Below are 14,819 nucleotides of genomic sequence, written 5' to 3'. Positions count from 1 at the left end.
CTTTCCGTGCCGCCCCAAAAGCAGGCGGTGCGGCGCACGCCTTCGGAGGTTGCATGAGCTCGCAGTACATCTACACCATGAACGGGGTCAGCAAGATCGTCCCGCCGAAGCGCCAGATCATCAAGGACATCTCGCTGTCGTTTTTCCCGGGTGCCAAGATCGGCCTGCTCGGCGTCAACGGCGCGGGCAAGTCCACGGTGCTGAAGATCATGGCCGGCGTGGATACGGACTTCCAGGGCGAGGCGCGCGCACAGCCGGGCACCAAGATCGGCTATCTGGCGCAGGAGCCGAACCTGGACCCGCAAAAGACCGTGCGCGAAGTGGTCGAGGAAGGCGTCAGCGAAATCCTCGACGCGCAGAAGCGGCTGGAGGAGGTGTACGCCGCCTACGCCGAGGAGGGCGCCGACTTCGACGCCCTGGCCAAGGAACAGGAAAAGCTGGAAAACATCCTGGCCGCGAACGACGCGCACGCGCTGGAGCGCCAGCTGGAAGTGGCCGCCGACGCGCTGCGCCTGCCGCCGTGGGACGCGCTCATCGGCCCGCTGTCCGGCGGCGAGAAGCGTCGCGTGGCGCTGTGCCGCCTGCTGCTGTCCAAGCCGGACATGCTGCTGCTGGACGAACCCACCAACCATCTGGACGCCGAATCGGTGGACTGGCTGGAGAAGTTCCTGCACGACTATCCCGGCACCGTGGTGGCGGTCACCCATGACCGCTACTTCCTCGACAACGCCGCCGAGTGGATCCTCGAACTGGACCGCGGCCGCGGCATCCCGTGGAAGGGCAACTACACCGAATGGCTGGAGCAGAAGGACGCCCGCCTGAAGCAGGAAGCGAACCAGGAGAAGTCGCGCCAGAAGGCGATCGCGAAAGAGCTGGAATGGGTTCGTTCGGCCGCCAAGGGCCGCCAGTCCAAGGGCAAGGCCCGCCTGGCCCGCTTCGAGGAGCTGAACTCGGTCGACTACCAGCGCCGCAACGAGACCAACGAGATCTTCATCCCGCCAGGCGAGCGCCTGGGCCAGGAGGTGATCGAGTTCAAGAACGTCACCAAGTCGTTCGGCGACCGCGTGCTGATCGAGGACCTGTCGTTCAAGGTGCCGCCGGGCGCGATCATCGGCGTGATCGGCCCGAACGGCGCCGGCAAGTCCACCCTGATGAAGATGATCATGGGCAAGGAGACGCCGGACTCGGGCGAAGTGAAGCTGGGCCACACCACCAAGCTCGCCTATGTCGACCAGTCGCGCGACGCGCTCGATCCGAAGAACAACGTGTGGCAGGAAGTGTCCGGCGGTTCGGACATCCTCACCATCGGCAACTTCGAGATCCAGTCGCGCGCCTACATCGGTCGCTTCAACTTCAAGGGCACCGACCAGCAGAAGATCGTCGGCAGCCTGTCCGGCGGCGAGCGCGGCCGCCTGCACATGGCCAAGACCCTGCTGCAGGGCGGCAACGTGCTGCTGCTCGACGAGCCGTCCAACGACCTCGACGTGGAAACCCTGCGCGCGCTGGAAGATGCGCTGCTGGAATTCCCCGGCTCGGCGATCGTGATCTCGCATGACCGCTGGTTCCTCGACCGCATCGCCACCCACATCATCGCGTTCGAGGGCGACTCGCACGTGGAGTTCTTCCCCGGCAACTACAACGAGTACGAGGCCGACAAGAAGCGCCGCCTCGGCGACGAAGGCGCGCGGCCGCACCGGGTGAAGTACAAGAAACTCGCCTGACGCCCTGCTCCCTCCCCTGCTTGCCCCAAAGGGACTTCCTTCGGTCGCAGGGGGGGCTGGGGTGGGGGCCTGCTCCCTCCCCTGCTTGCAGGGGAGGGCTGGGGTGGGGTCCTACTCCCTCCCCTGCTTGCAGGGGAGGGTTGGGGTGGGGTCAAGCTCTTCGTCACGCTAGATCAAAAGCTTCACCCCCTCCCGACCTCCCCCTGCGCGCAGGGGGAGGAGCAAAGCTACGGAGATCCCGATGCACTTCATGCAGTCCCTGCAGCAGGCTTGGAAAGACCACGACTCGCTGGTCTGCGTCGGCCTCGACCCGGAGCCGGCGAAGTTCCCCGCACACCTGCGTGATGCGCCGGACGCGGTGTTCGCGTTCTGCCGCGACATCGTCGACGCCACCGCCGACCTGGTCTGCGCGTTCAAGCCGCAGATCGCGCACTTCGCCGCGCTGCGTGCCGAAGACACGCTGGAGCGACTGATCGCGCACATCCACGCAAAACATGCCGGCGTGCCGGTGATCCTCGACGCGAAGCGCGGCGACATCGGCAGCACGGCGCAGCACTACGCCAGCGAGGCGTTCGAGCGCTACCGCGCCGACGCGGTGACGCTGAACCCGTACCTCGGCCGCGACTCGATCCAGCCGTTCCTCGATCATGCCGACAAGGGCGTGATCCTGCTCTGCCGCACCTCCAACCCCGGCGGCGCGGATTTCCAGGCGCTGGACTGCGGCGGCATGCCGCTCTACCTGCGCGTGGCCGAAACCGTCGCCCGCGACTGGAATACGAACGGCAACTGCGCGCTGGTCACCGGTGCCACCTGGCCGGAAGAACTGGGCAAGGTGCGTGCTGCGGTCGGCGAGATGCCGCTGCTGGTACCCGGTATCGGCGCCCAGGGCGGCGACGTGGAAGCGGTGCTGCGCCACGGCCGCAATGCCGACGGCACCGGCCTGCTGATCAGCTCGTCGCGCGCGATCCTGTACGCCGGCCACGGCGAGGATTTCGCCGCGGCTGCGCGTGCCGCCGCCAGCGAACTGCGCGACACCATCAACCGCTGCCGGCGCGGCTGAGCGGGTCGCTCGCCGGCGCCACGGTCAGCCCGTCGCCGTCTTCGCTGCCTGCAACGCCTTCGTCTTCAGGTCCAACGTATCGGCCGCGTCCAGCAGTGCGCGTGCAAAGCTGCGCACCTCGGCCGGACGCAAGGCATACCAGTTGCCATTCTTGCCGGCCTCGTCCACCTTGCGCCCCGCACGGGACACGCAGTGCGGCCGGAAGATCACCATGCCGGTCAACGCTTCCGAGCTGATGTCCGCCGAGACGATCTGCAGGCGCGTTTCATCTTCTTTCTTCACCGAAGTTCTCCCGGGCAGGAATCCGCCCCATCGCAGCTTACGCTACGGGGAGTTCAGCGGGTGTTGCCGCGCGGCACCGACCGGCTTCGACAGGCGCCGTCGCAGCCGGCGCTCGCACGGTTGGAAACAGGGGGCAGCGTGCACTTTTCCGCAACTGGCTTTCCTGAAAGTCGACTCTGCCCCCTGTTTCTCCGCTCGAAGATGATACTGCGCGCCACGTCGCCGCTGCTCCGGTACAGCGTCGCCAGGTTGAACAGCGCGCCGACGTGGGTCGGGTCGAGTGCCAGCGCTTTCAGGTACCAGAGAACTCTGCCATCGCCCATCTACCGTCGCCCCAACCAAGGCAACCTGGGTGGGCAGCAGAGCTAGTCGGCGAGCCGGCTCCACAAGAACTGGTACGCCAGCGCATCCATGTAGGCCGCTTGACGGTTGTCAGCCGCGCCACCATGACCGCCCTCGATGTTCTCGTAGTAGCGCACATGCTTACCAGCGTCATGCATCTTGGCGAACATTTTGCGAGCGTGCCCCGGATGCACGCGGTCGTCGCGAGTTGACGTCAACAGCAGAGTCGGCGGGTAGTCCTTTTTCGGATTGAACAGATGGTAAGGCGAGAACTTACGAATAAATGCCCACTCCTCGGGGATATCCGGATTTCCGTACTCGGCCATCCATGACGCCCCAGCCAGCAGCTTGTTGTAGCGCTTCATGTCCAGCAGCGGCACCTGGCTGATCACCGCGCCGAACAAGTCGGGGTATTGCACAAGCATGTTGCCCGTCAGCAGGCCACCGTTGCTGATACCCCGGATACCCAAGTGCTTTGGCGACGTGATTTTCTGTTCAAACAGGTCCTGCGCAACGGCGCTGAAGTCCTCATAAGCCTTGTGCCGGTTCTGCTTCAATGCTGCGCGATGCCAGCTTGGACCATACTCGCCGCCGCCACGAATGTTGGCGAGCACGTAGACGCCGCCGTCCTCAAGCCAGGCCTTGCCCATGCTTCCGTCGTAAAACGGATAACTGGAGATCTGGAATCCGCCGTAGCCGGAGAGCAAGGTCGGGGCCTTTCCGTCGTACGCAAGCGAAATTGGCCGAACAAGGAAGTATGGAACCCGGGTCCCGTCCCCCGACGTCGCGAACCGCTGCTCGACCACGTGCTTGGAAGCGTCGAACATGGCCGGCTCTCCCCTTATCCGTGTGGGCGTCTTAGCCGGGGCACTCGCATCTGCCAGCAACAAGGTCTTGGGCGTGAGGAGGCCCTCGACGCTCACCCAGATCAGGTCGGACTCGTCTGGCTCGTCGGCGTTCGCGAAGGCTATGCCGTTCTCGGGCACACCCTGCAGCATCGTGTGCTTCCATCCATCGGGCTCATGCGTCAGCACCTCGATCCGCGACTTGACGTCGTCCAGGAGGGTCAGCACCAGGTGGTTGCGCGTTAGCGTCGCGGTCAGCAGCGAACGGCTTTGCGTCGGCTCGAACAGCACATCGAATTCGCGCTTGCCGGCCATGTAGTCGTCGAACTTCGCGGCGAGGTACGCACCCGCCGGGTAAGTCCGTCCGCCAACCTGCCACGGCTCGCGTGGGGTCAAGAAGATCCATTCGCGCTGCACGTTTGCCCCGACGAAGCCGGGCACATCAATTTCGGTCAGCCGACCGTCGGCGCGAAGGTAGAGCTTGGAGGTGAAAAAATCGACACTGCGAACGATGAAATGCCGCTCGAATCCGGTGGTGAGAGAGCGCATCGCGGAAACCCGAGTATCTTTTGGCTCTCCCTCGAACACCACCGCTGCCGACTCCAGTGGCGTGCCGCGCTTCCATTCCTTGACAATGCGCGGGTACCCGGACTCGGTCAACGAACCTTCACCGAAGTCGGTGGTCGCGTACACGGTGTCCCGATCGATCCAGGTGAGTTCCCCCTTGGCTTCCGGCAGCGAGAAACCGCCCTTCACCCATTCCTTGCGCTCGATATCGAACTCCCGGGTCACGGTGGCGTCACTGCCACCGCGGGACAGCTGCACCAGGCAGCGCCGGTATTCGGGCTTGAGGCACTCAGTCCGGTGATGCCACACCCAATTTTCGCCCTCGGCTTCGTTCAACGCGTCGAGATCGATCAGCTTCTGCCATGCCGGCTCTGCCTTGCGGTACTCGGCCAGTGTCGTGCGCCGCCATATCCCGCGAGGGTGCTGCTTGTCCGTCCAGAAGTTGTAGTACCAATCACCTTGCCTGAAGGCGGTCGGAATGCGCTGGTCGGAGCCGAGGACATCCAGCAAGTCAGTTTCAAGTTTCTGGAACCGCGGCGATGAAGCAAGCTCGGACGTGGTGGCCGCATTGTGCTTACGGACCCACTCCAAGGCCCTCGGTGCCTCCACTTCCTCCAGCCAGAGGTAGCTGTCGGTATCTGACTGGCCACCGGCGACCTCGGCCTGTGGTTTGGCCGAGTCGCAGCCAGCCAAGGACATCGCTCCGAGCAACGCGAGCGCGAAGCACGTCATTTTCATAATCATTTGTTGGATCCCAAGGATGAATAGGTTGCCGAACACCACTGCTTTCGACGTGCAGCGGATGGGCAGCGTGTAATCGCGGATCGTGCGTTGCGGCTCGCCGGGTAGTCGCCCCCGCACGCGGGGGGCGGATCAGGCTTAACGGGCGAGGTGCGAATCGAACCATTCCAGGCGCGCGCGGATGTTGTGTTCCTGATTCGCCGGACTGCTCATCGCATGTCCTTCCGCCCAATAGAAGAGATATCTGGCTTCCTTGCCCCTCCGCCACAGGGCCGTGTAGAGATTCTCGAAGCCCACGGGGGAGAAGCCGTCCATCTCTCCAATCCACATCAGAAGTGGCGTATGAATGCGGTCGGCTGCAAAGGCAGGGTCGGCGGCGACATATCTATCAGTCTGGTCCATCGGCGTCCCGCCGAGCCAGGTGGGGTAGTAGGTCGGCTCAAACCTCGAGAACGCGCCGTACACCCCACTGCCCAGATACTCCACAGGGTAGGCGCCGCTCCAGAGATGGCGATAGTCGTTGTCGAAGCCGCCGACCGCGGCGGCCCGGTACCCGCGCCGGTCTTTCAGGGCGGCCAGTGCCGTGATCGTGGCCTGGCTGTACCCGTCGACAAAGATGTTCTCCATGTCGATCGGAACGGCAGCGGACACCTGCTTAAGTATCTCGTCGTAGGTGGCGGCGAGGTCGAGCGCCTTGTCCGTTTTGGGGTCACGGAAAACATAAGGCACCGCCCCATAGATGTAGGCGTAGCCCTTGGAGACGAACACGTCTTCATCCGCCCATGTCGCCAACGCTTGCCCGTTCCGTCTCGGGCAACCGAAGCGCGTGCCACCGGTGGGATACGTCCAGATGATCGCCGGAACCTTGCCGTTGGACAGCAACCTGGGAGCATTCTTCGGCGGCAACACCACGCAGACGCTTCCCGACCATCCGTCCGGGGACGTGAACGCCACATCCATCGTGTCGGGCACCACCACATCCGCAAGCCCGGCATTGATCCGCATGACCGCTCCGGCATCCGACGCGGTAGCGTAGTAAAGCGAAGTGTCCTGCGCCTCGCTCGAGGCCAGCCCCAGGATGCGGTGATTCACTGCCGACAGCACATTTGCGACCTTTCCAGCCGGGACCTGCGCAGTTCCAGCGATCCGGCGGTTGCGCACGTCGAACCAGTGCAGGCTGGTTCCATTCTTGCCGGGTACATCGAGGCGCACATACGGATTGCGGCGCCAGCCAGCCTGCGTCGGTGCGCCTTCGCCCACCACGTCTTCCGCGAAGGGCAACAGCATCGCGCCTGCGGGACAGGCAGCTCCACACCATGCGGCGAATGTTTTCGCCTTGTTCGTCTTCAGATCGACGATCCACGGCTGCGCGGGCGAACCGACCATGAGTTTGCCTTCCGCGGCATGGAGGTATCCCCTCTCCTCATTGATGCCAGCGGTCAGATTGACAGCGCGGTGCTTCGCCAGTCGGTACCAGTCCCATCTTTCTCCCGGACCCTCCTGGCGTGCGTAAATGAACGGTGTACCGTCATGCACCACGATCGGCGAGGTGTAGTTATGGTCGAGGGTGTTGTCGAGGTCGAACGCAATCAGGCCACGCAACCGATAGTCCTGCTGCGTTTGCTTGTCGAGGTCATGGACGACAACCGTGGCAGCATCCGGATTGGAGCGGCCGTTGTGCTCGAAGTACGCAACGAAGCGACCGTCGCCCGAAAGATGCAGGGGCCGACTCGCGCCGAGCCGCGGCGTGCATTGCTCGCACAGGAACCGGAAAGGTTCCGCACCGTCGTCCAGATCCAGCAACGCCGGCAGGCTGCGCACCCGCAGCGAGCGGGAGCCGAACTCGGCCCCCAGGGGGACCTTGCCGCACTCGACATAGCCCACCAGACGCCGCGATCCGGGAACTACCTGGAGTCCGTCGACGGCATAATCCGTAAGCTGCCGCGAGTCCTTGCGCAAGACGTTGTATGCATGTACGGAAGACGAGCGATCGCACGATTCGGTCCCGCCAGCCGGCTTGCCTGTCGATTCCATCACGGTGACTGACGCTTCTCGTCCCGAGATCGCGCGCGTCCACTTGCGGTCGTACGCGCGGATGTAGGTCTGCGCGAGCTGCGTGTTCGGATTACCGTCCCAAACCAAATCCCTGCCGTTTTCAACCGAATAGACGATGGTGTCGTCGTCGATCCATTTTGCATCGATGGCCGTTCGCCCCGATGCCTCGATCCAGCTCAACTGGCGCGTACCGACGTCGTAGATTCCGATACGGTTCTCCGAAGGATTTTCGCCAGCGTGGGCGTAGTGGAACGCCAGCCGCTTGCCCGATGGCGAGAAGCCGATCGGACCGGCGACATCGTCGGGGCCTTGTCCCGGAACCACCTCTCTTACACGCGATCCTTCAGGCGCTTCTGCAGAGAACAGCAGCAGCTGCGCCTTCGGTGCTTCGGCCGGCGTCCGGTTCGCCAGACGGAACGGTCCCGAATGAACGAAGGCGATGAGCTCCCGGTCCGGCGACACCACCGTGTTCTTGATGCTTTCCAGGTCCAGCAGGTCCTCGACCTGAAGCAACCGGCCGTCGCGCCCGGGACGGTGCTCGTTCGCGGCGATGGCCTGACCAAAAAACCATGCCCCGCACGTGACTGCTACGAGCAGCGCCCAGCGCCGGCCGCCGCCGGCGCCGTGTTTGTCGTTACGCATGTTGGATCTCCTAAAGGCTGTTTCGACCGCGCCTGCCGTTGGCGGCGCGGAAGCTATTGATGACGCCGTCCCGCGTCACCATTTCTTGGTGAAGGTCAGCAGCAGGCTGCGTCCGTCCGGATCAGCGTTGGCACTGTCGTATTGCACGCTGGCGCTGCCGACCGCCACAGCCGCCAGTCGCGGCGGATCGCGATCCAGCAGGTTCCGGACCGCCACATTCACCGATGCCCCTTCCAGCAAGCCGGACCAACGCCCGCTGTCGAACCGGTATCCGAAGAAGGCGTTCCAGGTGAGCCAGGCTCCCACCCTTGTGCTGGCGCCAAGCGAACGATCGTCAACCACGGAAGACACGTAGTTCGACGAGATACCCCAAGTCGCCGCGCTCCCAGCCCAGGAAAGCCCCACATTTCCCTTCACCCGTGCCGGCTGAGCCACGCGGCCTACCACGCGGCTCCCTCCGATGCCGGCCGCGAACTGGTCGTAGGCCTTGTCGATGTAAGCGGCGTCCAGGGACACCTGCAGCTGCGACGCATTCAGCGGGATTGCGTACTTCACGGCCAGGTCCAGACCCGTGCGCCTGGACTGGGCGGTATTCATCGCGATGCCCCTGAGCAGCATCGTGACATCTGCCAGCGAGGACTGAGAGCCGGTCGGAAAGTAGGTGGTGTAGTTGAAAAAGCTGTCAGCCCGATCGTAGTAGCTCATGATCGTGGCCGGATCGCGGATGATCTCGCCGTTGTAGCTGTGAAATGCGAAGGTCTCCGGATCGATCAGCGCATACGGTTCGGCGATGCGCGAGCCGTAGTCGATATCGAACCAGGTCAGGCGCGTTGACAGGTTCGGGATGCCGGCTGGCACCAGGTCGATGCCGACGGTCCAGCTCGTCGATTCCTCCGGCTGCAGCGTGGGCTCGGTACCTAGCGCATATCCGGCGGCCGAGCTGCCGCCGGGCGCTTCCGAATCGACGTAATCGACGATCCAGAAGCCGGTGATGTGATCGACCATCTGCTGCAGGCGCGGTGCGCGATACGACGTGCCCCAGGTTCCGCGGAGCGTCACGCCAGGGGCAGGCGACCAGGCCAGGCCGAGCTTCGGGTTGAAGGTGCTGCCGAAATCGCTGTATCGCTCGTAGCGCGCGGCCAGGCTCAGGTCCAGGGATTGAGCAAACGCGGTGGCGTTGCCGTCACCGATCAACGGGAAATAGATTTCGCTGTACAGGGCCTGGACGTGACGGGAGTTCACCCCGTCGAACTGCTTGCCGTCGATCAAGCCGCCCGGCAAGTAGTAGGCCTGATAGCCATCGTGCTTCTCTTCCCGATATTGCCCGCCGAAGACCGCGCGCGCCTGGCCCGCCGAGGTTGTCAGCAACGGCCCTTCGAACTTCGCTTCCGCGCCCCGGATCGCGTCGCGGCTGCGAAACAACATCGACATGGCGTCCGGGCTCAAGTATCCGTACGCGGTACGGCCGTCGAAGCGGTTGTCCGATTGGAACAGGCTCGCTTCGGCCACCCACTCCGCGCCGACGTCTTGTATCAAGCCGATCGCAGCGGACGTCGAAGTGACATCCGTGATGTTCTCCATCAGCAAGCCGCTGTTGGTGATATGCGATGCCTGGCGGTCGGAATAGGTCAGGTCCGCGAACAGTTCGAGCCGCTCGTTGACGTTGAACCCTCCCGTCAGCAATGCGGAACGCTTTTCCGTCTCGGGCAGCAAGTAGGCGACATCGCCGAGGCCTGTCGCAAAGCGGCGGTCACGCGCGTAGAGCGGGTTCTCTCTGCTGTAATCGACCGCGATCAGCGCGTGGGTGCGCTCACTGGATAAGCCCAAAGTATGTCCGGCACTGTAGCTTCCCGCATCGCCATCCTTGCTGCCGTATTGAAGGCGCGATTGGGAGCCGACATAGTCCCGGTCCAGGATGATGTTCACCACTCCCGCGATGGCATCCGACCCGTAAACCGCCGACGCACCATCCGTCAGGACCTCGACCCGATCCAATGCCGCGCCAGAGATGGAAGAAAGATCGACGAAATCCCCCGTCGTCCCAGAGGGTGCTATACGACGGCCGTTGAGAAGAACCAGAGACGCTTCGGCCCCGGTATTCCTGAGGTTGATCGCTGCACCACCTGCCCCGCTTCCGCCGGTACCTGCGCGGTCAGGCGACACGGTGCCGCCGAAGTTCTGCGGCAATTGCTGGATGTACTCGACGATGGTCGGGAAACCCTGTTGATCCAACTGTTCCCGAGTGACGCTCGTTATCGGCGAGAACTTCTGTGGAATATTGCGCAGGTTGCTGCCCGTAGCTGTGACAATGACTTTCTGCAATTCCACTGGATCAGCGTCATTCCCCCTTTGGGACGACGTCGGTTGATCTTCTCGTTTCCCGGTTTGTTGCGTACGCGGCGGCAGCGCTTTCAGCACAAATGTTTTGCCATTCGCGCGTTCCAAACCAATGCCCGAGCCTTCCAGCAATCGCGCCAGCGCTGCCGACGGGGCGAGTGCGCCGCTGAGCGTACGCACTTGCTTCCCTGCCACCAGTTCCTGCCGATACAGCACCTGCACACCGCTTTGCGTGCTGAACTTCTCCAGCGCGGCGCCCAGATCGCCCGCTGCAATATTGAAATTGACGACGGTTTCGCTCGATGTCTCTGCTTCTGCGGCGACGGCGTAGACCGGCAGACAGGCCGCGATGGCAACGGCCAGTGCCAGGGCTTTGCAGGAACTGCGGCTGACACTTGCAGCGCGCTTGTGACGGTAAAGCATGAAGGTTTCTCCCCATAGGGTGCGGGCGCCATGCCCGCACTCTCCCCTATGGAAAGTTGATGCCGGGAAACCCAAACCCCCTACCTGCTTGTACGAAACTCGTGCTGCGGCAGAGTCACTTCGGCTGCAACACCAGCTCGTCGCCGCTGCGAGCCACGCGCACCGGCAGGATCAAGCTTGCCGCATCTGCGATCGAAGCACTGTCCCCGGCACGGAAGGTACCGCTGAGTTGCACATTGGCGAGGCGCGGGTCGCCCAGGCGCAGCTTTCTGGGCGAATAACGATTGGCTTCGGCGATGACTTCGGCCAGCGGCGTGCCACGGAACCGCAGCCAGCCATCGAGCCAGGCCTCGGCCGACGCGGGATCGATCGACGCGATGGCGACACCGGTGCGGCTCGAGATCACCGCCCGTTCGTCCGGCCGCAGGCGGTAGCGCTCGTCACCGTGCGCGATTTCCACGCTGCCTTGCAGCAGCGTGACGCTGGTGCTGTCCCGTTCGCGGCGCACCTGGAAACGCGTACCCAGCGCGGTCACCGTGTCGTGGCCAACGCTGACCACGAACGGCCTTGCGGCATCGTGCGCCACCTCGAACTGGGCCTCGCCCCGGCGAAGCGCCACCGCCCGGCGATGATTCGAGTAGCTGACCTGCACGACGGAGTCCGTATTGAGCACGATTTCCGTGCCGTCGGCCATGGTTTCCGTGCGCTGCTCTCCCAGCGCCGTCGCATACGCCACCGGCGGCGGCGTCACCACGAGCCGGCTGAAGAAAAATCCCGCGCCGACCAGTGCCACCAGCGACGCGGCTAGGGCCATCAGCCGTCGCGGCGGCAACCAGCGTCGACGATTCAGTGCCGCGAGATCCGCCGTCTTCAGCGCCTGCAGTTCGGGATCGTCAGCCAGGTCACCGGCACGGTCCCACAGACGCTGCTGATCGGCATAGGCCCGGGCATGACCGGGATCGGCATCGAGCCAGGCATTGCGGCTGCGGCGCTCGGCCAGCGACGCAACGTGCCGCCTGACGAAATACTCGGCAGCCTGTTCCGCGATGGGGTTTCTGTTCTTGTCCATATGCGTATCGATGCCTAGAAATCCCTGTCCCCTACCGCGGCGCGGCAGGCAACCAACGCTTTCGTGATGTGCTTCTCCACCATCTTCACCGAGATATCCATCTGCGCCGCGATCTGGGCGTAGTTCAGTCCGTCGAACCGGCTCAGCATGAAGGCCAGCCGGCATCTGGGCGGGAGTTCGACGAGGGTGCGCTTGAGCAGCCTGTCGATCGCCTGGCGGGCATCCACCGTGACCTCGACCGGAGGTTCCGGCGCCCGCAAGTGCATGGTGTCTTCCAGCGACACGTGATGGTTTGCGTGGTGTCGCCGGCGGACGCGGTGGTGCTCGAAAATCAGGTTGTTGGCGATGCGGAACAGCATCGACTTGCGGTCTTCGATGTCCTCGGCGTCCCGATAATGCATCATCCGGGTCAACGTCTCCTGCGCCAGGTCCGCAGCCGCCTCGCCGTCGCGCAACCGCCTGCGCAGGTACTGCAGGAGTTCGTCACGATGTTCGGCCACAGCGGCATCGAAAGCGTCCCGGGCACTCGCAGCGCCCGGGGTCGGCTGCTGGTCGACGGCGGTGTCAGACTGGCTCATTCGCGCTCGGGCTCGCTCGCTGAAAGACGCAACGCCCACATCCCGGGTGAGCGCGTCGGGCGGACAGAGAACAGGAACGGTCCCAGCATTCACCACGCACCCCCTTCCGTGCAAGCGTAAAAAGGGCATGCGTGCGCGGTACTTCGATTGGCTTCGCCATTTGCCAAGACCGTCTCCGCCCAGGGAACCGGGGCCACCGACGCGGTACCCCTGAACTGTCTGATGACAAGCGGGGGAAACCCCCTACCTCCGATATCTCGCGTCGATCCCGGTATCCGGCTGGCCGGATCCGCGCCTTCCGGCGCGCTTCAGCCCGGCCGGCAGGCCGCTTCCGCTGCGCCGGGCGCCGTGTGCAGCCAGCGCCGGCGCAGCCAGCGCTCGCAGGGGAGCGACAGCCAGCGTGCGACGAGCGCACCCAATCCCCAGCTCAGCACGAACGCCGGCAAGTACCAGAGAAAGGCGCTGCGCGGCTCGGCGCCGCTGAAGCGGTACAGCCCCACGATGGCGAACACCACGAACATGTGGCTCAGGTAGATCTCGTAGCTCAGCCGACCCCAGCTGCACAGCCAGCGCGCTGCGCGCGGGACCCGCGGCGGCGCGCTGCGCAGCGCAACCAACAGCGCCAGCGTGGAACCGGTCAGCAGCAGCATCACGCCCTGGTGCAGCAGCGGCCACAGCCAGTGGCCGCCGAGCGTGGCAGCGAGCAGGCCGAACGTGCCGCCCCAGCGCAACGCACGGCATGCGCGCGGTGTCGGCCGTGGTCGGTGCCCCAGCCACAGCGCGCCGAGGATGCCGGTGGCGATCGCCGCCATGCCGGGCAGATAGGCCTTCTCCTGCCAGATCTCGTTGCCTTCCAGCGCGGCACGCGTCCACGGCAGCGACAGCGCGAGCACCAGCAGCAGCGGCGCCAGCACCCGCGTGCGCCGGGTCAGCAGGCAGGCCAGCGGAAAGCCGAGGTAGAACACTTCCTCGATGGACAGCGACCACAGCACGTCCCAGTTGCCCGGCAGGTAGCCGGTCCGGCCTTCGTACCAGTTCAGGTGCAGGCCCAGCGCGGCCAGCGTCGCCCCGCCCAGCGACTGGCCGGGCCGATCGATGACGTAGCCCTCCATGCCCAGTCCATGCAGCACGGCCAGCACCACGACCAGCGCGAGCAGGCAGGGCACGATGCGGGCGAAGCGGCGCGCATAGAAGGCGCGCAGATCGATCTGCGCCAGCGTGCCCCAGCGCTCCAGCGCGTTGCCGGCGATCAGGAAGCCGGAGATCACGAAGAACACGAACACCGCTTCGTAGCCGTTGTAGTTGAGCGCCTGCAGCAGGCGCACCGGCAGCACGTCCGCCAGGGCCGAGGCCTTCAGCGGCATGCGCATCGGCAGGCCCAGGTGGTTGAGCAGCACGAACACGATCGCCAGGCCGCGCAGCAGATCGATGCCGGGGTTGCGGGCCAGCGCGTCGTCGCGCGCACCCGATCGGGTTGGTTCCGCTGGCAGCATCCGGGTCACTCGCGTCAGGGGTGCCGCATCATCCGCGATGCACTACGCCATGGACAAGCGATCGCGGCAGCCGGTGCGCGTCACTCGTCCTGCACGTCCATCCCCGGAAACAGCACGTCGGTGTAGCCGAACTTGCCGAAGTCGGTGATGCGCGACGGATACAGCCGGCCGATCAGGTGGTCGCATTCGTGCTGTACCACGCGTGCATGGAAGCCTTCGGCGCGGCGGTCGATCGGCGCGCCCTGCGGATCGATGCCCTGATAGCGGATCAGCGTGTAGCGGTTCACCGCACCGCGCAGGCCGGGCACCGACAGGCAGCCTTCCCAGCCTTCCTCCATGTCCTGCGACAACGGCGTGATCGCCGGATTGAGCAGGATCGTGCGCGGCACTTCCGGAGCATCGGGATAGCGCTCGGAATGCTCGAAGCCGAAGATCACCAGCTGCAGATCGACACCGATCTGCGGTGCGGCCAGGCCGACCCCGCCGGCGGCCTGCATGGTCTCGAACATGTCGGCGACCAGCGCGTCGAGTTCGGCGCTGCCGACCATCGCATCGGGCACCGGCGGCGCGATGCGCAGCAGGCGCGGGTCGCCCATCTTCAGGATTTCACGGATCATGCGCCGCCTCGTCGTCGGTCCGGGATCTTGAGGGTTGAGGGTGTCAC

The 14,819-nt window shown here is 64.7% G+C and carries 11 protein-coding genes; 2 read left to right on the top strand and 9 right to left on the bottom strand.

Translation table 11 applies throughout. The annotated features are described in order from the left end of the window. Positions 1-53: 53 nt before the first annotated feature. Together ettA and pyrF are read left to right on the top strand one after the other, a co-directional pair. The gene (gene ettA, locus R5H19_RS02905; RefSeq protein WP_318157467.1) at positions 54-1,721 is read left to right on the top strand and encodes an energy-dependent translational throttle protein EttA; all 1,668 of its coding nucleotides are present in this window, start codon (positions 54-56) and stop codon (positions 1,719-1,721) included. Between the two features lie 241 nt (positions 1,722-1,962). After that, on the top strand, positions 1,963-2,781 hold the full coding sequence (pyrF, locus tag R5H19_RS02900) for an orotidine-5'-phosphate decarboxylase (RefSeq protein WP_318157466.1): 819 nt from the start codon (positions 1,963-1,965) through the stop codon (positions 2,779-2,781). 24 nt (positions 2,782-2,805) lie between these two features. Here the strand turns inward: pyrF and R5H19_RS02895 are convergent, their stop codons facing one another. The 9 genes from R5H19_RS02895 to def all read right to left on the bottom strand — a co-directional run bounded on the left by R5H19_RS02895 (position 2,806) and on the right by def (position 14,772). Further along, on the bottom strand, positions 2,806-3,063 hold the full coding sequence (locus tag R5H19_RS02895) for a hypothetical protein (RefSeq protein WP_318157465.1): 258 nt from the start codon (positions 3,061-3,063) through the stop codon (positions 2,806-2,808). Between the two features lie 53 nt (positions 3,064-3,116). After that, the gene (locus R5H19_RS02890; protein ID WP_318157464.1) at positions 3,117-3,386 is read right to left on the bottom strand and encodes a tetratricopeptide repeat protein; all 270 of its coding nucleotides are present in this window, start codon (positions 3,384-3,386) and stop codon (positions 3,117-3,119) included. 42 nt (positions 3,387-3,428) lie between these two features. Then, the gene (locus R5H19_RS02885) at positions 3,429-5,516 is read right to left on the bottom strand and encodes a prolyl oligopeptidase family serine peptidase (protein WP_318158142.1); all 2,088 of its coding nucleotides are present in this window, start codon (positions 5,514-5,516) and stop codon (positions 3,429-3,431) included. Between the two features lie 180 nt (positions 5,517-5,696). Next, complete coding sequence (locus R5H19_RS02880) at positions 5,697-8,255, bottom strand: prolyl oligopeptidase family serine peptidase (RefSeq protein WP_318157463.1); 2,559 nt, start codon at positions 8,253-8,255, stop codon at positions 5,697-5,699. A gap of 75 nt (positions 8,256-8,330) precedes the next feature. Continuing rightward, complete coding sequence (locus R5H19_RS02875; RefSeq protein WP_318157462.1) at positions 8,331-11,015, bottom strand: TonB-dependent receptor; 2,685 nt, start codon at positions 11,013-11,015, stop codon at positions 8,331-8,333. Positions 11,016-11,130: 115 nt separating this feature from the next. Further along, a complete protein-coding gene (locus tag R5H19_RS02870) occupies positions 11,131-12,084 on the bottom strand; it encodes a FecR domain-containing protein (protein WP_318157461.1) in 954 nt (317 codons plus the stop codon). A gap of 14 nt (positions 12,085-12,098) precedes the next feature. Continuing rightward, a complete protein-coding gene (locus R5H19_RS02865) occupies positions 12,099-12,662 on the bottom strand; it encodes a sigma-70 family RNA polymerase sigma factor (protein ID WP_318157460.1) in 564 nt (187 codons plus the stop codon). Positions 12,663-12,970: 308 nt separating this feature from the next. Continuing rightward, positions 12,971-14,155: an acyltransferase gene (locus R5H19_RS02860; protein ID WP_318157459.1), complete on the bottom strand. Its 1,185-nt coding sequence runs from the start codon at positions 14,153-14,155 to the stop codon at positions 12,971-12,973. Between the two features lie 80 nt (positions 14,156-14,235). Continuing rightward, the gene (def, locus tag R5H19_RS02855) at positions 14,236-14,772 is read right to left on the bottom strand and encodes a peptide deformylase (RefSeq protein ID WP_318157458.1); all 537 of its coding nucleotides are present in this window, start codon (positions 14,770-14,772) and stop codon (positions 14,236-14,238) included. Positions 14,773-14,819 lie beyond the last annotated feature (47 nt).

It is taken from the genome of Rhodanobacter sp. KK11 (assembly GCF_033345435.1).
Taxonomy (GTDB): domain Bacteria; phylum Pseudomonadota; class Gammaproteobacteria; order Xanthomonadales; family Rhodanobacteraceae; genus Rhodanobacter.
The sequence above is the reverse complement of the archived record's forward strand: the minus strand, read 5'-3'. Positions and strand labels throughout refer to the sequence as shown.

Excerpts from the sequence above, each read along its gene's own strand:
- R5H19_RS02885 (WP_318158142.1), bottom strand. The coding sequence starts at position 5,516 with ATGTCCTTGGCTGGCTGCGACTCGGCCAAACCACAGGCCGAGGTCGCC.
- pyrF (WP_318157466.1), top strand. The coding sequence starts at position 1,963 with ATGCACTTCATGCAGTCCCTGCAGCAGGCTTGGAAAGACCACGACTCG.
- R5H19_RS02865 (WP_318157460.1), bottom strand. The coding sequence starts at position 12,662 with ATGAGCCAGTCTGACACCGCCGTCGACCAGCAGCCGACCCCGGGCGCT.
- R5H19_RS02880 (WP_318157463.1), bottom strand. The coding sequence starts at position 8,255 with ATGCGTAACGACAAACACGGCGCCGGCGGCGGCCGGCGCTGGGCGCTG.
- def (WP_318157458.1), bottom strand. The coding sequence starts at position 14,772 with ATGATCCGTGAAATCCTGAAGATGGGCGACCCGCGCCTGCTGCGCATC.
- R5H19_RS02870 (WP_318157461.1), bottom strand. The coding sequence starts at position 12,084 with ATGGACAAGAACAGAAACCCCATCGCGGAACAGGCTGCCGAGTATTTC.
- R5H19_RS02890 (WP_318157464.1), bottom strand. The coding sequence starts at position 3,386 with ATGGGCGATGGCAGAGTTCTCTGGTACCTGAAAGCGCTGGCACTCGAC.
- R5H19_RS02875 (WP_318157462.1), bottom strand. The coding sequence starts at position 11,015 with ATGCTTTACCGTCACAAGCGCGCTGCAAGTGTCAGCCGCAGTTCCTGC.
- ettA (WP_318157467.1), top strand. The coding sequence starts at position 54 with ATGAGCTCGCAGTACATCTACACCATGAACGGGGTCAGCAAGATCGTC.
- R5H19_RS02860 (WP_318157459.1), bottom strand. The coding sequence starts at position 14,155 with ATGCTGCCAGCGGAACCAACCCGATCGGGTGCGCGCGACGACGCGCTG.